Consider the following 20,587-nt stretch of genomic DNA (forward strand, 5'->3'; position numbering starts at 1 on the left):
TGACAGGGAAACATGATTAAAACACCAATCAAAAAAATACGAACGGTATTCACCGTTAAAAACAAAACAGTATTGACACCACATTTTATACGTGTGGTGTTTGATATTCGAGAAGATCAAATGGAGCTTTTATCTTGCGTGTGTTCGGGATCCAACAACAAAATTTTTATACCCCCGCAGCATTGTAATATCATTTATTTTCCCGATCGAGCTAGGGAAATTGATACCGAATTGCTGGCAACGCTGCGTACTTATACCAACCGTAAAGTCGATTTACAAAAACGCGAATTGACCGTTGACTTTGTAGCACATGGCGACAACGGCCCCGCAGCGCGTTGGGCTATTAATGCGACAGCTGGTGATTGTTTGGGTATCGGGATAAAACAGAGTGACAAACCGCTTGTACCCGATGCTGAAGCCTATCTGTTAGTGGGCGATGCTACCGCTGTACCTGTAATCAGTGCCATATTGGAACAACTGCCTGAAGGTGTTGCGGTAAAAGTGTTTTTGGAAGTGGCCACTAGAGAAGATGAAATGCCATTGATTTCCGCAGCAACGACAGACATCACTTGGCTTCATAACCCACAACCGGAAAGAGGCAGTAGTTTGAGCGCTGTGGTAAAAGAATTGACTGATGTGCATCCGATTCCAAACCATTATGTCTTTATAGCGGCGGAACATACGACGGTAAAAACGTTAAAAGACTACTTTAGAGTACAGCTGGAATGGAATCCACGATTGATCTATACCGCGGCCTATTGGCGATCGGGAGCATCAGAAGGAACTGCTGTATAAGCTTGTAATACCCCTGTAAAACAGTAATAATGTGTTTTTTTAGTGGTAAATTTACGCAGAACTGATTTCTCAATATGGAAGCGCAACTAACGACCTATATAAAAGACAGAATAACGGTATCCGATGCCCAATTGGATACCATACTGTCTTATTTCAAACCGATGCAACTTAAGAAAAATGAGTTATTACTGACGCATGGTCAAGCGAGCCAACGCACGTTTTTTGTGATTCAAGGCTGTCTTCGAATTTTTTTTATCAATGAGGAAGGAATGGACTCTACCCGTTATTTTGCTTTTGAAAATCAGTTTGCCACGGCATTGGTCAGTTTTATTACGTCAGAAGCCTCGGAAGAATTTATTCAGGCCGTTGAAGAATCCGAAGTTTATTATATCACCCATACCGATTTTTACCATTTGCTTGATATCGTTCCCCAATGGGATAAGTTTTATAGAATGTATCTTGAGATGGCCTATGTCAACAATACCAAAAGGTTGATGTCGATGATGATTCAAGATGCCTTACAAAAATACCGTCAACTGTTAGATGAAAATCCGATTGTTGTACGTAGGTTGTCGAATAAAATGGTGGCTTCATACCTCAACATTTCACAAGAGACGCTGAGTCGTTTAAAATCTAAACTCTAACGTATTTTTTTTGACTCAAATCAATGTTTTGAAAGGTGAAAACCAGCAATTTTACCGTATCAAAATACAGATTATGAGCAGTCAAGAAAAAACTTTTGAGATTTATACTGGGGTGATACTTCAAAAGCGTCAAATAGCCCCTCACACTTACCACATCAAAATTCAAAGTGCGTATTTTTCGAGAATCAAATACCAAGCGGGTTTGGCGATGGAAGTGTTTTTGTCGAATCCGTATTACGATCCGGGTAGTGTTTCACGTACGTATTCTTTTTGGAATTTTGAACCCGTATATAACACGGTTGATTTGGCAATCAATACGTTCTCCAACGGCAAAGGATCCGACTGGATAAAATCGGTTCAGCTGGGCGATGTGGTCTTTTTTAAACCGCCATCTGTGCAAGTACCCCTGGACGAAACCGCCGATGAATACCTGTTGATTGGCGATGTCACCGCCCTATCTCATCTGTACGAAATTCATAGAGCCATAGCGGTCAGTAAACGCGTGAGTAGTTTGGTTTATTCCGCCGATTCCGCGGATTTTTTTGCCGATATCGACAACAGTTTCCCATTGACTAGCATAGTCGTAAATACTTTAAAACCCGAGTTAATCGCGCAACACTTACCACAGTGTTTTTCGCAGCAAACACCGCATGCTATCGCCTATGTATTTGGCGATTCTAAAACGACTTTCTTCCTAGAAAGCTATTTAAAGCAACATCCCTCTTTTAATTTACAAAAGATCTGTGTCCAAAGCTTTTGGGGTAAAGAATAAACACAACACAGTTAAGAACGTCTCCTGTTTGTGTTGTTCCATGATTATTAAGATACTGAAAAAATAGCTAAAATACAAGTGCTTAAGGTTTTTTTTGATTACAAGGAAGAGAAAGCTAATACAAAACAAAATGTGTTGTGATACAGCAAACGAATCATTTTTTTACGAGTTGCCTTATTTTTTCTATTTAGTACTTATCAATAACTCTCGTATATCAATATTTAAAAATTTTGCTATTTCATAAAGGGTTTCAACGCTCGGTTGTACTTCATTTGTACACCAACGCGAAACTGTAGATTCCGTTTTCCCCAAATGATAGGCAAGATCTTTACCGCTGCTATTATTTTCAGCAAGAACAGACTTTATTCTATTTAACTTTACTTTCGTCATACCACTATTTATAGACTTCTTATACAAATATCGTAAAAATATAAGTATATGTAAATAACCTTTTACTCGTGATAAATTTATTATTATGTATTTAATGTAAAGATTTCATAACTATGGGGAGAAAAAAATACTGAAGTTAAGAAAATGAGTTGTTGTGTTAACTTGTAAACAATAGACAGCACAACTTAAAAACTTCCCAATTTAATCGTAGTTTTGTCAACGGTATATTGCCTTTCACATTTAACCTCCATCATTATGAGTACCTTATTTATTAAAAACATGGTCTGTAATCGTTGTATCCTCGTTGTACAAAATGAAATGGACAAACTCGGACTATTGGTTAAGAACATGACTTTAGGTGAAGTTACCTTAGAAGATGAGTTAACTTCGGAGCAACGAACGGCTTTAGCATCGGTATTGGTACCTTTGGGTTTTGAAGTAATCGACGATAAAAAAAGCCGTCTGATCGAGCAAATAAAAAACGTGATTATCGATGTGGTACATTACCAAGACAACGATGTCAAAAGCAACCTCTCCGATATTTTAAGCGACAAGCTGCAGCACGATTATAACTACCTCTCCAACTTGTTTTCGGAGGTAGAAGGCGTTACCATCGAAAAGTATTTTATAGCCCAGAAGGTCGAAAAAATCAAAGAGCTTTTGGTCTATGATGAACTGTCTTTAAGTGAAATAGCTCATCGATTAAACTATTCAAGCGTAGCATATTTGAGTAATCAATTCAAAAAAGTAACCGGATTAACGCCTAGTCACTTTAAACAAATACGCGACGAAAAACGCAAACCCTTAGACAAGGTGTAAGTAAATCTTACAAAACCCTACCATAATAGTATAACAATTCCTACCGCTATAGTCGCCAAATTTGTACTGTAAATAAAGCAATACAATTATGGCGACAACAAACAACAAAGAAATAGTATACATTCCACTCGAAGATGTCGATAGCGAACACTGTGCCTTAATCGTCGAAAAGGGATTAGCACAAGTCAAAGGTGTTGACAGTCCAAAGGTAGAAATCAACAACCGCAGAGCAGCGCTTACCGTTGCCAACAACGAAACCATAGGTGCAGCTGTAAAGGCTATTAAAGACCTGGGGTATGGCGTACCTACAGTGAAAAATACTTTTCCGGTATTGGGCATGACTTGTGCCTCGTGTGCTGGAAGTGCGGAGAGTATTGTGACTTATGAAGCCGGAGTGGTCAATGCTTCAGTAAACTTTGCTACGGGCAACCTAACGGTGGAATACCTCCCGAACATTACCGATGCTTCCAAATTGCAAAAAGCCGTTCAGGCAGTGGGTTACGATCTACTTATTGTAGATGAAAACAAACAGCAAGAATCGTTGGAGGCGATACATGAAGAAAAATTTAGAAAGCTAAAGAGCAAAACAATATGGGCTGTGATTCTGTCCTTGCCTGTTGTAGTAATCGGTATGTTTTTTATGGACATGCCGTATGGCAATGAAATCATGTGGTTGTTTTCTACTCCGGTAGTACTGTGGTTGGGTAAAGACTTTTTTATCAATGCTTGGAAACAAACCAAAAACCGCTCGGCCAATATGGATACCTTGGTGGCATTGAGTACGGGAATCGCGTATTTATTTAGTGTGTTTAATATGTTGTTTGCCGATTTCTGGCACCAGCGCGGTTTGCACGCTCACGTTTATTTTGAAGCGGCTGCAGTAATCATTGCCTTTATTCTGTTGGGGAAATTGCTCGAAGAAAAAGCCAAGGGAAATACCTCTACGGCCATTAAAAAACTGATGGGATTACAGCCCAAAACCGTAATCGTGATTTTGGCTGACGGAACTGAAAAACAAATGCCGATTGAGGAAGTCAATGCAGGCGATGTTATTTTGGTGAAACCCGGAGAGAAAATTGCGGTAGACGGTATGGTCACTTCAGGCAATTCGTATGTAGATGAAAGTATGCTAAGTGGAGAACCCGTTCCGGTATTAAAAACACAAGGCGAAAAGGTATTTGCAGGTACGATTAATCAAAAGGGAAGTTTTCAGTTTGAGGCGGTTAAAGTGGGTAAAGAAACCATGTTGGCGCAGATTATCAAAATGGTACAAGATGCCCAAGGAAGTAAGGCACCGGTACAAAAGCTTGTAGATAAAATCGCAGGAATCTTCGTTCCCGTGGTGATAGGTATAGCGATTTTAACCTTTATCATTTGGTTGATTTTCGGAGGCGAAAATGCCGTGGTGCAGGGATTATTAGCGGCTGTAACCGTATTGGTTATCGCTTGTCCGTGTGCGTTGGGATTGGCTACACCAACTGCTATTATGGTGGGAGTAGGTAAAGGTGCCGAAAATGGAATCTTGATCAAAGATGCGGAGAGTTTGGAATTGGCGAAAAAAGTAACGGCTATCATATTGGATAAGACCGGAACCATCACCGAAGGAAGACCGCAGGTTACGGGAGTAAAATGGTTAAGCGATAACGATACCCGTAAAGACGTTTTATTGAGTATTGAAAAACAATCCGAACATCCGTTGGCAGAAGCGGTAGTAAAACATCTAGACGGTGTTGCTGCTACGGAATTAACGCAATTTGATAGTATTACGGGTAAAGGAGCCAAGGCAGATTACCAAAGCGTTACCTATTTTGTAGGAAATAAAAAGTTATTGGCAGAAAATAACATCAGCATAGATACTTCGTTGCAAACACAAGCCGATGATTGGGGAACCCAATCCAAAACCGTAATCTGGTTCTCAAACAGTCAGCAGGCTTTGGCGGTAATCGCTATTTCGGATCAAATCAAAGCCACCTCGGTTGAAGCGATAAAAGAAATGCAGGAGATGGGCATTGACTTGTATATGCTTACTGGAGACAATGAAGCTACGGCTAAAGCCATAGCAGAACAAACGGGCATACTGCATTACAAAGCTGAGGTGATGCCGCAGCACAAAGCCGATTTTGTAAAAGAACTGCAAAAACAAGGTAAAGTAGTGGCTATGGTAGGTGATGGTATTAACGACAGTACCGCATTGGCCACTGCCGATGTCAGTATAGCTATGGGCAAAGGAAGTGATATTGCGATGGATGTGGCTAAAATGACGATTATCTCGTCTGACTTAACCAAAATTCCACAAGCGATCCGCCTATCCAAACAAACGGTAGCGACAATAAAACAAAATCTATTTTGGGCGTTTATATACAACCTAATCGGTATTCCTCTGGCAGCGGGTATTCTATATCCAATAAATGGATTCTTACTAGACCCGATGATTGCTGGAGCAGCGATGGCTTTGAGTAGTGTGAGTGTGGTGAGTAACAGTTTACGCTTAAAGTGGAAAAAATAAATTTGATGCGTTTGTCAAACGGCGGTTTTCAGTTTTTGGAACCGCCGTTTTTTTTGTGGCTGGTACGTTCTTTTACACTAAAAAATTGATGCTTGACTAAGGATTTCCAGTGTAAAAAAGTTCAAACTTTTAAGACGAAATTGAAATCGTCAGTCGTTAATTTTAATTGGGGCTTATCGAGATTTTTTATTGCTTTTCTCACCTTAAGTTGATCGTCCTTAGATAAAAAAACCGGAATTAACACAGCCATGTCAATTTGGAATAGCTGATGAATAATAATCAAATCCTTAAGGGTGAAAGGCTTAATGCCGTTGATTAATTCAGACATATGTGTCTTGCTCTGATGACCTAAAAGACTGGCAAGGTTTTCTTGAGTCAAATCGAATGTTTGAAGTTTTTGTCTAATCAATTGTTTCCGATTTTGAATAAATTGCCGCTCTAGCTCTGCTTGCCGTTCAGCCTGATCACTTTCCAATAATTTTTTTTCATCGATTTGATCAACATCACTCCAAACAGCCTTTTCGTATAGGGCGATCAATGCTCTGAGTTTTGAACGCAAGGTTTTAAAATGGGCATCTTCTTTGGCTAGTAACCTTAGACTTCGATCGGCCATTAAAGCTCTTTCATAATCTAATTCATTCGAAATGGAACCGCTTAGGATTAGTCCTTCGACTTCTAAAGGTACTTTTTTCATAATATATATCCTTTGTTTCTAAGCCATTTTTCAATGGTTTTTTTATTGTTTTTAAAAATCATTTCATAGGCTTGGTGACTAGCTGCCCAAATTAATGTTGCTTCCCCAAAATCGTCAATTTCAATTAGAATTAATATTCGATAAAGCTGAATGTTGAAAAAGTAAAAACCATCCTGATGTACACAATCTGCATCATGTCGTAGTTCACTTATGTTTTGGATTGTAACATTAAAGGCCTCAATATCGGAAATCAATCGATCTATTTCATTACAAAGCTTTTTGTTGCCCCTATTTTTAATTTTAAGAATTATTTTCTTTCCTAATAGTCTCATAAGTATAACTAGTATAAAGACACTGAAAGTTCTGATATAAACCGAACTAAAAATAATTTTTCTCAAGAATACCTTGTTGAATGTATTTGGGTGATATTAGAATATTTAAGATTGTTAATATATTATTTTTAATTTAACTGCTTGTTTTGTAGTTTGTTAATTTTTTGACTTGTAAAATTCACTTATAGTTTTACTATTAATCGTTTACTTAAGACTGATGATATTAGGAGTCTAGAGCAAGTCTAATCTGTGTTCACGATACTTGCTATTCGTTATTTTTAAGATGTTGGTTTGTTAGTCAAATCAAAATCAAATTCAGTAAATATCACAAATCAAATCGGAAATAGCACAACATTTTGCAGCTGCTTGTAGCGGATCTTTGTAGTATAAAATTTAACAAGATGAAAAATATAAGCTTAAACATACCGGACATGCAAAGTGCGCATTGTCAAATGAGAGTTAAGAATGCGATCCAAGATATCGACGGCATCAGCATTGATAAAGTAGAACCGGGAACCGTATCTTTTACCGTTGCGAACGAACAATCGCAAGTACTCGCTATTCATGCGATTGAACAAGCGGGATATACGGTTAATCCGTCCGATAATCAGGATACGGCAAATGATGCACCCGCTTGTTGCACGACGAAGTAGTGATGAAAAAATACCGATGGGGCACCCATAAAATAGTACAAGAAACGCCAGACGCTGTCAGCATTTATTTTGATACCGCCCAGCAGCCCATTTCCTATTTGCCCGGTCAATACCTGAACCTTCGTTGTCTGATCGACGGAGAAATGGTGATCCGATCCTATTCTTTCAGTTCTCATCCGACAGAGGAATTTCCATCGATTACCATAAAGCGTGTTGAAGGAGGGAAAATGAGTACATATCTGCTAAGTCAGGCTTCTCAAATGGAATGGTGGGATGTTGATGCACCGTTTGGAACGTTTTGTATTGACGAGCAGGCATCTTCAAGACCGTTGGTTTTACTCGCTGGAGGTAGCGGCATATCGCCTTTGTTTTCGATGTTGAAAAGCAGCAGAGTCAGTACTGTAGTGCCTTTGTTGATTTATGCGAATAAATCACCCGAGGAAACCATTTTTTGGAATGATTTGGAAGCCCTGCAAACAACTGGACAAGCTCAGGCATATTATTCCTTTAGTAAGCCCGATTTTGCAACCTCAGACAACCGATATAAAATAGGTCGGTTTTCGGAAGCTGTGTTGTATGAATTGTTAGAACAACACCCCCTTCATGTAAACGGTGCTGATTTTTACATCTGCGGTCCAATGGGATTAATCGAATTATATCAGTCTGTATTGATGCGTTTTGGGGTTGATCCGGCAAAAATACACACCGAATTTTTTGATCCGCACCCCGAAGCACAAGCGGTTGTTTCCGATGATGGAATTGTCAAAGACGTGTTGGTACATTATATGGACGATACCTATTTTAACGATGAATTGCACAGCTATCAATGCACCTCACTGATTGAAGTACAAGGTGGACAGTCCCTCTTAGAGGCGATGCAGCACCACAGTATCAAAGTTCCAAGTTCGTGTAAAAATGGAACCTGCGGCGTGTGTTGGGCCGTTAAAACACAGGGTAGCGTACAAATGATCAACAACCACACCCTTACTGAAAGAGATATCGAAGAGGGCATAGTGCTGTTGTGTCAGAGTTATCCTTTGGATCAGGAAGTTACGATCAGCTTGGGCTGATTTATGATATTATAGTAGGAGTGCTGCTGTATTTGATCAGAAAAGTAAAGGTCGGCAGTTCTATAAGTACAAGGCGATTTCCAATATGGAGGTCGCCTTTGTTTTTTTACACTTGTTGATGGGTCAGATATACTTCCGACTTCTATAAAGCCATTCATCCATTTAGAAATTAACGAGATCAAACTCTTAAAATTTTACAAATCAAATCTGTAATTCTGTAAGTACTAAAGCGGCTATTAAGCTGAATTTTGAATGCATAAAGAGATCTTAAAACTCGAAACAACAAAAATGAAACTACTCATCAAAGGTATGGTCTGTGACAGATGTATTTATGTGTTAACAGAAGAATTCCCCAAACTCGGTTTGGCGGTGGTTGACATACGCCTAGGGGAAGTAGTGGTCAAGGGCCCCGCGGTAGATGAGCCTTTGATCAAGGCGATGTTGCAAAAAAATGGATTCGATTTGCTGTATAGCAAGGAAGAAAAAATTGTGGAGCGTATCAAAACCGTAGTAGAAAGCGGCATTCAAAGGCGCGTGGATACCGGAGAAGCCCAAAAATTCTCAACCTTAATTAGCAAGGAACTTCACCGGGATTACGATTCGTTGAGTGCGTTGTTTTCAACGGTAGAAGGTGCAACTTTAGAGAAATTTATCATAGCGCAGAAGATCGAAAAGGTCAAAGAGTTTTTGGTTTATACCGACCAATCGCTGTCCGATATTGCTTATGCATTGGGCTACAGCAGTCCTGCTTATTTGTCCAACCAATTAAAAAAGTACAGCGGTTTCACCTCATCCTACTACAAACAAATTCGAAGGGATAAGCTGGCCGTGATGAAAGATTTTTTATAAAGAAAAATGGTGTGATAAGGTCGTTATCACTACCCTAAATTTAAGTGATTTGTTCTGATGTAGAGACTTTTCACGTACACCAAAAAAAAGTGTCTAACAGCACTTTTTTTTGGTTGTACTCCAACGGTTTAAGCGATTAAAATAGCGATTTGTTTTAGGTAATCGTTCCACAGTGTCGCGAAAGCTTGGGTTTTAAAAAAAGATGGTTGTATGGGGTGAGTCTGCAAATAGAGCTGCTAAAGTATTGACCGTGGGGTAGTTTCCTAATTCGATGTGGCATTACTCAGCTGTAAATTCTATAACTCTTTGCGGTAATTCTATATAATACAAGACAACGGGGCTTGGTACTTTTGATCTTGAGTTTTAATCATTTGTTTCCTCATTAAATACCAGATCATGTTATACAAATCGACAATAAAGAAATTGGGAATTAGCATTCCGTTATGGAGCATCTTACTCGTTGCTTGTTCAAATAAAACCGAAGAACCTCAAGTAGAAACCTCAACTGCCGCCGTGGTGCAATTGCCGGTAGATGTGGTCGTAGCAAAAGAGCAACTGCTAAACCAGGAAGAAGCGGTGGTGGGTACATTAATGCCTTATCGAGAGGTAGCCATCGTCAGTGAGTTGCCTCAAAAAATCACACAAGTAGCTTTTAAAGATGGAAGTTATGTCACTCAAGGTGCGATGCTTTATAAGCTTCAGGATGCTGATATCCGCTCCCGTCTCAAGCAAATAGCAGCCGAGTTGGAACTGGCGCGTTTAACAAAAGACCGATTTGGTGTGTTGTTAAAAACGGAAACCGTCAGACCTCAAGAACATGACGAAGCAGTTATGCGCTTTCGATCGCTAGAAGCCCAGGAGGATTTGTTGCGGGTAGAGTTGGAAAAAACCGTCATCAGAGCTCCTTTTTCAGGAAAGATTGGCATTTCCAAAGTGCATTTGGGGGCCTATGTCTCTCCGGGTATGGAATTGGTGGTTTTGCAAGACCAAAGCAGTGTTAAAATTTTGTTTTCCATATCGGAAAAGTACGTGTCATTAGTTAAGGTTGGAGATAAAATAAGATTTAGTTCGGAGTTATCAGACCAACAACATACGGCGACGATTACGGCAACGGAACCGGGTTTGGATGCCCAAGGCAGGAGCTTACAAGTACAAGCCCTTACGGCAAATACCGACGGACAATTTCGGGCTGGTTTATCGGCTAAGGTCTATTTCGCAGTAACACCGCAAGATACCAAGGGAATTTTAGTTCCTACGGAAGCGTTGGCGCCAGGAGAAAAGGGGTATACCGTTTTTGTTATTAAAAATGGCGTAGCCAAACCCGTTGAGGTAAACCTTAGTAACCGCACCGAAACGGAGGCGATCATTACTTCCGGACTCGTTGCAGGCGACAGCATCATCGTATCCAATATGTTGCGTATTTCAGACGGTACCCCCGTAAAGGCAGTAGTGCCTAATTAATCAATTTCAATTTACAGTATTATGAGTATATCCGCTTTAAGTATAAAAAAACCGGTTTTAGCCGGCGTGTTTTCCCTCCTGATTGTGATTCTCGGAATCGTGGGTTGGAAGCAGTTGGGAATTCGAGAATTTCCATTAACCGAGCCTCCTGTGATTTCGGTAGTCACTTTTTATGCTGGTGCCAGTCCTGACGTGATCGCATCGAAGTTGACCAAACCGATGGAAGAATCCATCGCAGAGGCCAACGGTATTCGGACAATTTCATCAGAATCTCGCGAGCAGGTCAGTGTCATTTCTATAGAGTTTAACCGTGAGGTCAATATCGAAGATGCACTAAACGACGTTCGAGACAAGGTAGCCAAATCGAGAAAACAGCTTCCCACTGATGTTGATCCGCCCATTGTCCAAAAAGCTTCGTCGCCCGATAATCTCGTGGCTTTCCTCGAAGTGGAGAGCGATACAAAAGACATCAAAGAGGTCAGTCATCTGGCTTCTACCATCATTAAAGACCGCATACAATCCATACCCGGGATTAATAATGTCGCCATTGTAGGTGAACATAAATACGCGATGCGACTGCGGTTCGAGCCCGCCAAGTTGGCTGCCTTCCAATTGACTCCGGAAGACATTCGCCAAGCGCTAAATAGAGAAAACATCGATTTGCCCGCGGGAAGGATTGAGGGGGCCAATAATGAATTGAGTATCCGAACCATGGGGCGTTTGACGACTGCAGAAGATTTTGAGCAAATGATCATTAAACAAGTCGGTGCAACGGTGATTCGACTGCGGGATATCGGTTCGGCAGAGTTGGGCGAGGTCAATGAACGCACCGCCATTATCAACGGTACGGACAATCTCAATCGAGTGGGGATTGGAGTTGCCATTCAAATTCAACGCGGTGCCAATGCTATTGAAGTCGTTGATGAGTTTTACAGACGACTCGATCAATTGCGCAAAGATATTCCGTCGGAATACCGCCTGATTGTTGGTTTTGACTTTACGCAATCGGTGCGCGACTCTATTGCCGAGGTAGAAGAAACCTTATTTATTGCTTTCGGTTTGGTGGTGTTAATCATCTTTCTGTTTTTGAGAGACTGGCGCTCCACTATCATTCCCGTCATAGCGATTCCGGTTTCCATACTCTCAGCCTTTTTTATCATGTATATCGCCGGTTTTTCGATCAATATATTGACCCTTTTGGGATTGGTGTTATCTATCGGACTGGTCGTCGATGATGCCATAGTCGTACTCGAAAACATCTATAAAAAAATTGAAGAAGGTATGACGCCGATACAAGCGGCGTTTAAGGGATCTAAAGAGATTTATTTTGCCGTGATGTCAACGACCATCACCTTGGCTGCGGTATTCTTACCCATTGTTTTTATGGGAGGTATCAGCGGACAGCTCTTTAAAGAGTTTGCTGTAGTGGTTTCGGGATCGGTATTGGTTTCAGCTTTTGTAGCCCTGACTTTAACACCGATGTTAAGTGCTTATTTCTTGAAGAAAAAAGAGACGCCGAGTTGGTTTTACCGCGTTACTGAACCGTTCTTCGTTCGATTAAACAATGGATATGCACATCTATTACAAGCATTTATGAAGGTTAGATGGCTTTCGTGGGTCTTTCTAGGAGCTATGGCAGTGCTGATCTATTTTATCGGCAAACAACTGCCTTCCGAGTTGGCTCCGGTCGAAGATCGTTCCAATATGAGTTTGATCGCAATTGCGCCGGAAGGGGTTTCTTTTGACTATATGAAAAAACACATGACCGAGGTAGGAGAATATGTCAATAATTCAACAGAGGGATTATACCAAACCTACTCGATGGTGGCCATTTCGTTTATTCCAGCTCCGGCTCCGGTAAATGTGGCAGTACAAAGTATTTATTTAAAAAACCCCAAAGACCGAAAATCGAGCATACAGGACTTGTACAATCAATACGGAGCTGCTTCAGCAGACTTTAGAGGATTTCTACTCTTTCCATATCTACCGCCAACCATTGGAAGTCGTTATGGTGGAGGGATGCCGATACAATTTGTATTGCAATCGCAAAATTTGGACAGTTTAACAGCTGTACTTCCTAAATTTTTGACGGCAGCGCGACAAAGTAAAAAACTGATGTTTATCGATGCGGATTTAAAAATCAATAAACCCGAATTAAAAATCAATATCGACCGACAAAAGGCGGCGCTGATGGGGGTATCTATGGAAGAAGTCGCGCATACCTTACAGCTGTCGTTTTCGGGACAGCGATACGGCTATTACCTGCGCAACGACCGCCAATATGAAGTAATCGGACAATTGGAACGGCAGCATCGTAACGATAACAGCGATTTAAATGCCATTTACGTACGCTCCTTAAGTGGTGCTATGATTCCACTGACCAATCTAATTACCATGGAAGAAGCCGTGAGTCCTGCGGCCATTTACCGCTACGACCAATATACTTCGGCTACCGTTTCGGCCGCTATGGCGCCAGGCGTAAGTTTGGCAGAGGGTATTGAGGAAATTGAACTGATTAAAAAACAAGTATTGGGCGAGCATTTTAAAAGTTCGTTGGCTGGACAATCTCGAGATTATGTGGAGAGTCAGGGCAATATTGCATTTACTCTAGTATTGGCTTTGTTGCTGATTTATATGATCTTGGCCGCTCAATTTGGAAGTTTGCGCGATCCGTTGACCATCATGCTAACTGTGCCTATGGCCGTTGCTGGGGCATTGGTGAGTTTGTATTGGTTTGACCAGAGTTTAAATGTGTTCAGTCAGATTGGAATCATTACGCTCGTTGGACTGATCACTAAAAACGGAATTTTGATTGTCGAATTTGCCAATCACTTAAAGCAAACAGGACTCTCGAAATCCGAAGCTGTTGTACAGGCTGCAGTACAGCGTTTTCGACCGATTTTAATGACTTCGTTAGCTATGATATTTGGTGCCTTGCCGATTGCCCTTACGGCAAATAGCAGACAATCACTGGGAATTGTAATAGCGGGTGGCTTGGTGTTTTCGGGTATACTAACCCTGTTTATTATACCGGCTGTCTATTCGTATTTAGCCAGTACAAAATCTAAAAAAGAGGTCGAAGAAGAACCGGAAGAACTGGCGCTACCGCAGTAGAAATCGGATATTAAATCACACAGCCTTGGGCACTTAGTAGCACTATCTACAAAAGGAGCTATCCGTGTTCCAAGGCTTTGTAATCATAAAAAATAAGTATAGATGCAAACAAAATTCACATATATAATAACCGCGTTGCTCTGGATGAGTACCGTAACGGTTTTGCATGCCCAAACGGCATCACTAAGCATGAAGGAAGCTTTGGATCGAGCAAAAAATGGTAATAAAACCATACAGCTTCAAGTTCTGGAAGAGCGTCTAGCACAAGAGCAGGTTCGAGAATCCAAAAGTCATTTACTACCACAGATAGGGGCGAATATGGGGTATTCCTATTATTTTGACCGTCAGCAAATCTTTTTACCGGGCTTTTTTGCAGGTACAACCAATCCGGTAGAAGATGTGGCGGTTGGAGGAAGAAACACCTTCAACGGTGTGGTCAGTTTACAACAACCCATCCTCGCATTAGGCGCACAACAACTTACCAAAGCATCTAAAATCAATGAGAAATTAGAACGCGAAAAAACCGCCGATCTGCAAAGTCGGGTAGCATTGCAAGTTTCCACCCGGTATTTAGAGATGCTTATGATGAATCGCCAACTTGAATTACTCGAACAAAGTGTTGAGCGCAACAAAAGTGCCTTAAAAGATGCCCGGGCTTTATTTGCTCAGGGACGCAATTTAAAAACGGATACATTGCGCAGTGCGATAGCCGTTTCGCAAATGAATTCGTCCGTTTCTTACTTAAAAAATAACATAGAAGTGGCGGCTATGGATTTAAAAAGACTGATCGGATGGGAAGTGTCTGAGGAGTTTCAACTGAGCGATTCGCTGGAAATTGATCCCGGTATTCGTTATAGTGCTTATTACAAGCTAGAAGAAACCGGGCAATTGGCCGAAGAACATAGAAAGGACGTCAGTATTCAAAAACTCAGTATAGACTTACAACAGCGAAAAATTAAAGTGGCTCAGTCTGCCTGGTGGCCTCAACTGTCCTTGATTGGACAATATCAATTGCAGGCACAAGCCGATGATTTAAAACTGGCTTCCTATGTTTGGCCCAACACCTCTTTTGTCGGATTGCAACTCAATATACCTATTTTTAATGGTAACCGTACGCATTCACAAATTCGCCAAGCCAGCATAAAAGCCGAACAAGAAGAAATACGCCTTAGCGATTTAAAAGACGCCGTAAAAACTGAATTGGCCACTTTGGTGAGTCAGTGGAAAGAAGGCATCACTCAGTTAGATATTCAAACCACTACGGTTAATTCAGCCGAAGTAAACCACCAGATGATCGAGGCTCGTTTTAAAAATGGGCTGAGTTCCCGCTTGGAATTGACAGATGCCGAATTGGCCTTAACACAAACTAAAATTAATTACCTCGCTACGGTCTACCGTTTGCGTTTGCTTGATGTGCAACTGCAAGCCGCTATGGGACTCCTAAATCTATAACTCCTAAAAATCGAAAATTAAAATATGAATACAACTAGTAAACCTTCTATAGAAAATACTGCAATACATCATAAACGCTGGATGACGTTGTCTTTATTGTGTGTCGCTCAGTTTATAGTTATCATGGATACCTCCATAATTGGAGTAGCACTGCCTGCGATACAAGTTGATTTGGGATATTCTCAAGTGGGACTACAGTGGATTTTTAACGCCTATGTTATCCTTTTCGGGGGCTTTTTACTGCTGGGGGGACGTTTGTCTGACCTATTTGGTGCGCGAAAAGTTTTTATGTGGGGTTTTTTCGTACTGACTGTGGCTTCGCTTTTGGCAGGAGTAGCTTGGTCTGAGGCAGCTTTGAATACGGGCCGTGCCCTACAAGGTTTGGGCTCAGCTTTGATTGCACCCGCAGCCCTGACTTCGGTCTTGGCTACTTTTAAAGATCCCAAAGAACTCAATAAAGCTTTGGGTTTCTGGGGAGCTTCGGCAGCGGCAGGGGGTTCGGCAGGAGTCTTCCTCGGAGGAGCAATCACCGAGTGGCTTTCTTGGCATTGGACTTTTCTGATCAATATACCCTTGGGTATATTGGTACTGATTTTTAGTAAAAAACTGCTTTTTAAAGGAACCACTCAAAAGGGAAAGGTAGATATTTTGGGAGCGATTTTAGCTACTTTGGCGTTGATTATTGCGGTTTATGCAATTGTATCTGCAGAAGGGGCTGGCTGGCAATCGGTGCAAACCATTGGTTTATTAGTCCTTGCTGTGGTCTTGGCGCTTGTTTTTCTCTTTGTTCAAAAACAAAAGAGCGATCCTTTGGTTCCATTGTCCATCTTTAAAAGACCTAATCTACTATCGGGAAATATCGTTATGGCTTTGCTAGCAGCTGCTTGGATTCCCCTGTGGTTTTTCCTAAATATCTATTTACAGCAAACACTAAATTACTCAGCTTTTAACAGTGGTTTAGCCCTATTGCCCATGACGATTGCCATCATGTTTTTGATGGTGGGAATGACAGGAAAACTGGTCGCTAAATTCGGGTTTAAAACCAACTTAATTGCCGGTTTGTTGGCTTTGACAATTTCTTTATTGTTGTTTAGTACCATTCCTTCCGACGGTACTTTTTTAATACACGTATTACCGGCATCTCTATTGGGAGCTTTGGGAATGTCGCTGGCTTATATACCGGGTACGATTGCTTCGATGTCGGGTGCAAAACCCGAGGAAACCGGACTTGCATCGGGCTTGGTCAATACCAGTTATCAAGTAGGCTCTGCCTTGGGATTGGCAATTATAGTGGCGATCGCATCGGCTAAAACAACTGCAACTGTTGCGAGTGGTGCGGCACAAGGAGTCGCACTGAATACCGGTTTTCAAACTGCATTTTTCGCCGCTGCCGTTATAGCAGCAGTGGCTGTAATTATTGCCGCTGTCAGCATTAAAAAGTTAAAACCCTAAAGCGATCACAGAGCGATGAAGATGGTAATTAGTGAAACAACGGCTAATTTTCAGTAGTTGGGTCGCTGTGACTGTTGGTATTGAATACAGTAAATCTTACAAATCAAAGCCAAAATTACATAAGATAAAGAATAGCATATCGTCGCACCTTTGTAAGGTAGTTAAACATTAAAAAATCAAAAAAAATGGAAGATAAAAAATTTCAATTCAAGACCAATATCAATTGCAGCAGCTGCGTATCTAAAGTAACACCTTTTCTAAATGAGGCAGCAGGCGAAAACCAATGGGAAGTAGATACTACAAACAGATTTAAGGTGTTAACGGTAGTTTCAAAAGGAATTACGGAACAACAGATTGTGGACTCGGTTGAAAAAGCCGGTTTTAAAATTGAAGCCGTAAGCGAATAAAAAGGAATGATATCGCTGTATTTTCAAGCGATATCATTTATCTTTAAATAAAAAAAGCGCCATTAAATACCATTTTAAAAAAGAGAATTATGAAAAATGTAAAAAACACCTTGTTGGGCTTAACGGTGGCAGTTACCACTTTAACAGCTTGTAACAAGACAGCTAACAAAGATAACACTCCTGAAATGACAACAGAACAACACGCCAATCACGATCAAGTATATGCTTGTCCTATGCATCCTGAAGTAACCGGAGCAAAAGGAGATAAATGCAGTAAATGCGGTATGGAATTACAGGCTGTAAACAAGCAAGCTGCTGCTGAGATAGCGGTAAAGATTTCAACCACGCCAGCAGTTATCGAAGCGGGAAAAAGCACCAACCTTGCTATTGCAGTAACGGATGGCCTAAAGCCGATTTCGTTAGAAGAGGCTCACGAAATGAAGATGCATTTGTTGTTGGTTAGTGAAGATTTGAGTTGGTTTGACCATATTCATCCTCAAGAGCAAAAAGACGGGACTTATACCATATCCGAAACGTTTCCCAACGGTGGTAACTATTTGATATTTACGGACTATAAGCCTGTTGGATTAGCCGGAGCTGTTGATATGCAAAAGGTTGAAGTAACAGGGGCACCCGTAGTATCAAAGATGGATTATAAGCCCAAATTAGTTGCTGAGGTGGACGGTTATAAAATGACCTTGCTCAACGGAGCAGATTTTAAAACGAACGGCAGTCAAGATTTACAGTTTTCGGTAGAAAAGAACGGTAAAAAATTAGTGGAATCTGATTTTGAAAACTATTTAGGCGCGAAGGCTCACATTGTGATGATCGGTAAGGAAGATAAAGATTTCCTTCACATACATCCTATATCGGACAAGCGTTTCCCAATTTATGCGCAAACCACTATTAAAAAAGCCGGTACGTATAGAATGTGGGCACAGTTTCAAATTAATGGAAAACTGCATACTGCAGACTTTACGGTAAACGTAGGAGAAGGTGCAACAGCAACATCAGATGCTCACAGCGGTCACCAACATTAATCGGTTCTACTAAATTTATAAAGTTAATTGTTTAAAAAACGATCAGTAGCTTGTCTGCTGCTCGTTTTTTTGTTAAAATAGTTTTTGCGTTGTGGCTGTTTAATCAAGCGATGCTGTTGGGCGTATATTATACCCATAGAGCGTATTATTAGTTGCTATACAAGAATTTATAAGGATTTTTTTATCGATACCGTCGCCTTTCCAACTGTTGTCCTTGGAATACCTTTATTTTGCTATTCTCTAGTTGTCCTTTAGTTGGTTGGCAGGGTTTATTACTCCTACAGTATTATAGGTCTATTTTATTTCATATGGAGATTATTATAAGCATGATCTATCAATGCCTAAGATTTATTTGCTGTTTTACAAGTTTCGCAACAGCGTAGAATCAATGGCTTTGGCGAGTTTTTCATCGACCTGATATTGTTTGGCATAAGCGGGCCATTGCTGTACTATTTCCAAGACTTCTTCTATGATAATTTGCGGTTGGCGGATAGAGTTTTGCTGCGCAATAGTGAGTAGGTCCGAGCGTAAAAAATCTTTTCTCTTACCGTTGATGCTGAGGTTGTGTTGGTTTACCCATTCGCTATCGGGACGGTAGGCATGGCAAATATCGTAGGCAGGTGCTAAGTGCCATTTGCCGTTCGGTAGCATTAAAAAAGCAAAATTTTTGGTATGATCATCGCAGTTTCTTGCCAGTACATTAAACACCAGTCGGCGAAACATTTGTTCGGCTTCGGCATAGGAAAGTTTTAATAACCGCATACTTTGAAATAATTGTTCGTAACTATAACTTGCAACTTGATTAAAATCGTAGTGTTGTAAGGCACAAAAAGTCTGTACGTGCAGTTTTTGGTTGCCTTTTAAACGATCAAAGCGCTTGGTCATAAAATGTGCCCGTCCTTCTTCTTCAATCAAGCGGCATTCCGTCATGTCAATACCGGCATCGGTAGCCATTTTGTAATAGGCCATTTCTACACGACCGTATCCATAGGTTGTGCCGAATTGTGTGTCATTGACCCCATCGAATTTTATCAGCCAATGTTCAAAATCATCATCTTGAAGGGTTTGCCCAGATTTGATTATTCCTGTGGTTTCATTGTAGGCAATGATAGCTTTCGGGCGTGCACCACCCGCTGAGGTTCCCATTTTTAGTACGTCTAACAAAACGTCTTGCATTTCGTAATCGGTGTGGGCTTCAAAGCGTTCTTTACTGTCGAGTAGGTGCATCGTGGTTTCTATAAGACTAGAAAGTTCTATGGTTTTTGATGCAGTTTTTGTGGATAGGGTGGTGGGCTCAAATTCCAAAGCTCCCATTCCTCTATTACCGATAAAACAGAGCAATTCAACGGGGTTTAAGGAATTTTCGGGACGCCCATTTCGGGCCAACCAGCTGTTGATTAATTCATTCCCATATCGGTCTGGCAAAGAATCGGCCAATAAACCAGCTAAGCCTTTAAAGGTTGCGGTATGTCGGAGCTCTGGAAAGGCGTATACCTCGGATGATAAGGGCATCTTTATCGGTGCAAGCTGTAAGCCAGCTGAACTGAATTTTTTGTCGTATTCAAAAAAACCGAGATCCTGTTGTGAATCCCAGGCTACGGCACCAATTCTTTTTCCCCATAGTTTTACAAATGCAGTGGTTACCATAATACGGGGTCGTTATCGCTTTGATTCGTTTTTTTAGTTGCTCTTAATCGTTCTCTTTCTGCTTCTTTTGCCAGTGTGATGGGACTGATTTTTGGAACTGCCGTGAAGTGTTCCAGTACATAAAGCGCGTCGAGTGTACGTAGTATTTTTATGAGATTGAATACGGTGATGTTCTCTCCGCGTTCTGCTAGGCTTAACGTGGATCTACTCATAGCGGCTTGTTCGGCAAGCTGGTCTTGAGTGAGATTTTGACTGATTCGTCTCGTTTTAATGAAAGTACCGATCTTTCTTAAAAGTGCTGCATCACTATAGTTTACTTGGTATGATAAGTCATTCATTACTTGCTATTTTATAGTTAATGATTCTTTTGTCATTCAAATTTATATATTTTTTTCGGTTTTAAAAAATTTTTAACACGAATGATATGTCATTCATTAAGCTTTATTTTAGTTATTAATGAATTGTTTTTCATTCATGTTTTGATTATTCT

At 40.8% G+C, this 20,587-nt stretch carries 19 protein-coding genes; 14 read left to right on the top strand and 5 right to left on the bottom strand.

Annotated elements, in window-relative coordinates; genetic code table 11:
• Window positions 1-12 precede the first annotated feature (12 nt).
• The 3 genes from KO524_RS08700 to KO524_RS08710 all read left to right on the top strand — a co-directional run bounded on the left by KO524_RS08700 (window position 13) and on the right by KO524_RS08710 (window position 2,211).
• Window positions 13-795, top strand: a complete 783-nt coding sequence (locus tag KO524_RS08700; protein ID WP_219293012.1) for a siderophore-interacting protein — start codon at window positions 13-15, stop codon at window positions 793-795.
• A 74-nt stretch (window positions 796-869) separates the two neighbouring features.
• Complete coding sequence (locus tag KO524_RS08705; protein ID WP_219293014.1) at window positions 870-1,439, top strand: Crp/Fnr family transcriptional regulator; 570 nt, start codon at window positions 870-872, stop codon at window positions 1,437-1,439.
• Between the two features lie 73 nt (window positions 1,440-1,512).
• Window positions 1,513-2,211 carry an FAD-binding oxidoreductase gene (locus tag KO524_RS08710; RefSeq protein ID WP_219293016.1) on the top strand — a complete coding sequence of 233 codons (699 nt, stop codon included), beginning with the start codon at window positions 1,513-1,515 and terminating at the stop codon, window positions 2,209-2,211.
• A 183-nt stretch (window positions 2,212-2,394) separates the two neighbouring features.
• Here the strand turns inward: KO524_RS08710 and KO524_RS08715 are convergent, their stop codons facing one another.
• Window positions 2,395-2,601 carry a helix-turn-helix transcriptional regulator gene (locus KO524_RS08715; RefSeq protein WP_219293018.1) on the bottom strand — a complete coding sequence of 69 codons (207 nt, stop codon included), beginning with the start codon at window positions 2,599-2,601 and terminating at the stop codon, window positions 2,395-2,397.
• A gap of 255 nt (window positions 2,602-2,856) precedes the next feature.
• Between KO524_RS08715 and KO524_RS08720 the strand changes: the two genes are divergently transcribed.
• Together KO524_RS08720 and KO524_RS08725 are read left to right on the top strand one after the other, a co-directional pair.
• On the top strand, window positions 2,857-3,420 hold the full coding sequence (locus KO524_RS08720) for an AraC family transcriptional regulator (protein WP_219293020.1): 564 nt from the start codon (window positions 2,857-2,859) through the stop codon (window positions 3,418-3,420).
• 88 nt (window positions 3,421-3,508) lie between these two features.
• On the top strand, window positions 3,509-5,926 hold the full coding sequence (locus tag KO524_RS08725; protein ID WP_219293022.1) for a heavy metal translocating P-type ATPase: 2,418 nt from the start codon (window positions 3,509-3,511) through the stop codon (window positions 5,924-5,926).
• A gap of 121 nt (window positions 5,927-6,047) precedes the next feature.
• On the opposite strand, the gene KO524_RS08730 is transcribed toward KO524_RS08725, so the two are convergent.
• Window positions 6,048-6,620, bottom strand: a complete 573-nt coding sequence (locus tag KO524_RS08730; RefSeq protein ID WP_219293024.1) for a transcriptional regulator — start codon at window positions 6,618-6,620, stop codon at window positions 6,048-6,050.
• Window positions 6,617-6,952: a type II toxin-antitoxin system HigB family toxin gene (locus tag KO524_RS08735; RefSeq protein ID WP_219293026.1), complete on the bottom strand. Its 336-nt coding sequence runs from the start codon at window positions 6,950-6,952 to the stop codon at window positions 6,617-6,619. The genes KO524_RS08730 and KO524_RS08735 overlap by 4 nt, the downstream gene beginning before the upstream one ends.
• A gap of 401 nt (window positions 6,953-7,353) precedes the next feature.
• Here KO524_RS08735 and KO524_RS08740 point away from each other — a divergent pair, with 401 nt between their 5' ends.
• The 9 genes from KO524_RS08740 (at window position 7,354) to KO524_RS08785 (ending at window position 18,450) form a co-directional block, all read left to right on the top strand.
• Window positions 7,354-7,605, top strand: coding sequence for a heavy-metal-associated domain-containing protein (locus KO524_RS08740; RefSeq protein WP_219293028.1), 252 nt, complete (start codon window positions 7,354-7,356; stop codon window positions 7,603-7,605).
• Window positions 7,587-8,675, top strand: coding sequence for a flavin reductase family protein (locus KO524_RS08745; RefSeq protein WP_219293030.1), 1,089 nt, complete (start codon window positions 7,587-7,589; stop codon window positions 8,673-8,675). Before KO524_RS08740 ends, KO524_RS08745 begins: the two co-directional genes overlap by 19 nt.
• Window positions 8,676-8,963: 288 nt before the next feature.
• Window positions 8,964-9,524 carry an AraC family transcriptional regulator gene (locus KO524_RS08750; protein ID WP_219293031.1) on the top strand — a complete coding sequence of 187 codons (561 nt, stop codon included), beginning with the start codon at window positions 8,964-8,966 and terminating at the stop codon, window positions 9,522-9,524.
• Window positions 9,525-9,920: 396 nt separating this feature from the next.
• Window positions 9,921-10,985: an efflux RND transporter periplasmic adaptor subunit gene (locus KO524_RS08755; protein ID WP_219293033.1), complete on the top strand. Its 1,065-nt coding sequence runs from the start codon at window positions 9,921-9,923 to the stop codon at window positions 10,983-10,985.
• A gap of 21 nt (window positions 10,986-11,006) precedes the next feature.
• A complete protein-coding gene (locus KO524_RS08760) occupies window positions 11,007-14,099 on the top strand; it encodes an efflux RND transporter permease subunit (protein WP_219293035.1) in 3,093 nt (1,030 codons plus the stop codon).
• 102 nt (window positions 14,100-14,201) lie between these two features.
• Window positions 14,202-15,551 carry a TolC family protein gene (locus tag KO524_RS08765; protein ID WP_219293037.1) on the top strand — a complete coding sequence of 450 codons (1,350 nt, stop codon included), beginning with the start codon at window positions 14,202-14,204 and terminating at the stop codon, window positions 15,549-15,551.
• Between the two features lie 24 nt (window positions 15,552-15,575).
• The gene (locus tag KO524_RS08770) at window positions 15,576-17,003 is read left to right on the top strand and encodes an MFS transporter (protein WP_255555207.1); all 1,428 of its coding nucleotides are present in this window, start codon (window positions 15,576-15,578) and stop codon (window positions 17,001-17,003) included.
• Between the two features lie 185 nt (window positions 17,004-17,188).
• Window positions 17,189-17,410 carry a heavy-metal-associated domain-containing protein gene (locus tag KO524_RS08775; protein ID WP_219293039.1) on the top strand — a complete coding sequence of 74 codons (222 nt, stop codon included), beginning with the start codon at window positions 17,189-17,191 and terminating at the stop codon, window positions 17,408-17,410.
• Window positions 17,411-17,499: 89 nt separating this feature from the next.
• The gene (locus KO524_RS08785) at window positions 17,500-18,450 is read left to right on the top strand and encodes a heavy metal-binding domain-containing protein (protein ID WP_255555208.1); all 951 of its coding nucleotides are present in this window, start codon (window positions 17,500-17,502) and stop codon (window positions 18,448-18,450) included.
• A 360-nt stretch (window positions 18,451-18,810) separates the two neighbouring features.
• Here the strand turns inward: KO524_RS08785 and KO524_RS08790 are convergent, their stop codons facing one another.
• Window positions 18,811-20,097: a type II toxin-antitoxin system HipA family toxin gene (locus tag KO524_RS08790; protein ID WP_219293041.1), complete on the bottom strand. Its 1,287-nt coding sequence runs from the start codon at window positions 20,095-20,097 to the stop codon at window positions 18,811-18,813.
• Window positions 20,091-20,435: a helix-turn-helix domain-containing protein gene (locus KO524_RS08795; protein WP_219293043.1), complete on the bottom strand. Its 345-nt coding sequence runs from the start codon at window positions 20,433-20,435 to the stop codon at window positions 20,091-20,093. The genes KO524_RS08790 and KO524_RS08795 overlap by 7 nt, the downstream gene beginning before the upstream one ends.
• Window positions 20,436-20,587: the final 152 nt, after the last annotated feature.

Origin of the sequence: Flavobacterium sp. NKUCC04_CG, assembly GCF_019345525.1 — a bacterium.
In the GTDB taxonomy this organism is placed as follows: domain Bacteria; phylum Bacteroidota; class Bacteroidia; order Flavobacteriales; family Flavobacteriaceae; genus Flavobacterium.

What these genes read in the sequence shown, in the direction of transcription:
- KO524_RS08740 (WP_219293028.1), top strand. Translation starts at nt 7,354, where the DNA reads ATGAAAAATATAAGCTTAAACATACCGGACATGCAAAGTGCGCATTGT.
- KO524_RS08755 (WP_219293033.1), top strand. Translation starts at nt 9,921, where the DNA reads ATGTTATACAAATCGACAATAAAGAAATTGGGAATTAGCATTCCGTTA.
- KO524_RS08795 (WP_219293043.1), bottom strand. Translation starts at nt 20,435, where the DNA reads ATGAATGACTTATCATACCAAGTAAACTATAGTGATGCAGCACTTTTA.
- KO524_RS08700 (WP_219293012.1), top strand. Translation starts at nt 13, where the DNA reads ATGATTAAAACACCAATCAAAAAAATACGAACGGTATTCACCGTTAAA.
- KO524_RS08775 (WP_219293039.1), top strand. Translation starts at nt 17,189, where the DNA reads ATGGAAGATAAAAAATTTCAATTCAAGACCAATATCAATTGCAGCAGC.
- KO524_RS08750 (WP_219293031.1), top strand. Translation starts at nt 8,964, where the DNA reads ATGAAACTACTCATCAAAGGTATGGTCTGTGACAGATGTATTTATGTG.
- KO524_RS08730 (WP_219293024.1), bottom strand. Translation starts at nt 6,620, where the DNA reads ATGAAAAAAGTACCTTTAGAAGTCGAAGGACTAATCCTAAGCGGTTCC.
- KO524_RS08710 (WP_219293016.1), top strand. Translation starts at nt 1,513, where the DNA reads ATGAGCAGTCAAGAAAAAACTTTTGAGATTTATACTGGGGTGATACTT.
- KO524_RS08705 (WP_219293014.1), top strand. Translation starts at nt 870, where the DNA reads ATGGAAGCGCAACTAACGACCTATATAAAAGACAGAATAACGGTATCC.
- KO524_RS08720 (WP_219293020.1), top strand. Translation starts at nt 2,857, where the DNA reads ATGAGTACCTTATTTATTAAAAACATGGTCTGTAATCGTTGTATCCTC.
- KO524_RS08715 (WP_219293018.1), bottom strand. Translation starts at nt 2,601, where the DNA reads ATGACGAAAGTAAAGTTAAATAGAATAAAGTCTGTTCTTGCTGAAAAT.
- KO524_RS08735 (WP_219293026.1), bottom strand. Translation starts at nt 6,952, where the DNA reads ATGAGACTATTAGGAAAGAAAATAATTCTTAAAATTAAAAATAGGGGC.
- KO524_RS08760 (WP_219293035.1), top strand. Translation starts at nt 11,007, where the DNA reads ATGAGTATATCCGCTTTAAGTATAAAAAAACCGGTTTTAGCCGGCGTG.
- KO524_RS08725 (WP_219293022.1), top strand. Translation starts at nt 3,509, where the DNA reads ATGGCGACAACAAACAACAAAGAAATAGTATACATTCCACTCGAAGAT.
- KO524_RS08790 (WP_219293041.1), bottom strand. Translation starts at nt 20,097, where the DNA reads ATGGTAACCACTGCATTTGTAAAACTATGGGGAAAAAGAATTGGTGCC.
- KO524_RS08770 (WP_255555207.1), top strand. Translation starts at nt 15,576, where the DNA reads ATGAATACAACTAGTAAACCTTCTATAGAAAATACTGCAATACATCAT.
- KO524_RS08785 (WP_255555208.1), top strand. Translation starts at nt 17,500, where the DNA reads ATGAAAAATGTAAAAAACACCTTGTTGGGCTTAACGGTGGCAGTTACC.
- KO524_RS08765 (WP_219293037.1), top strand. Translation starts at nt 14,202, where the DNA reads ATGCAAACAAAATTCACATATATAATAACCGCGTTGCTCTGGATGAGT.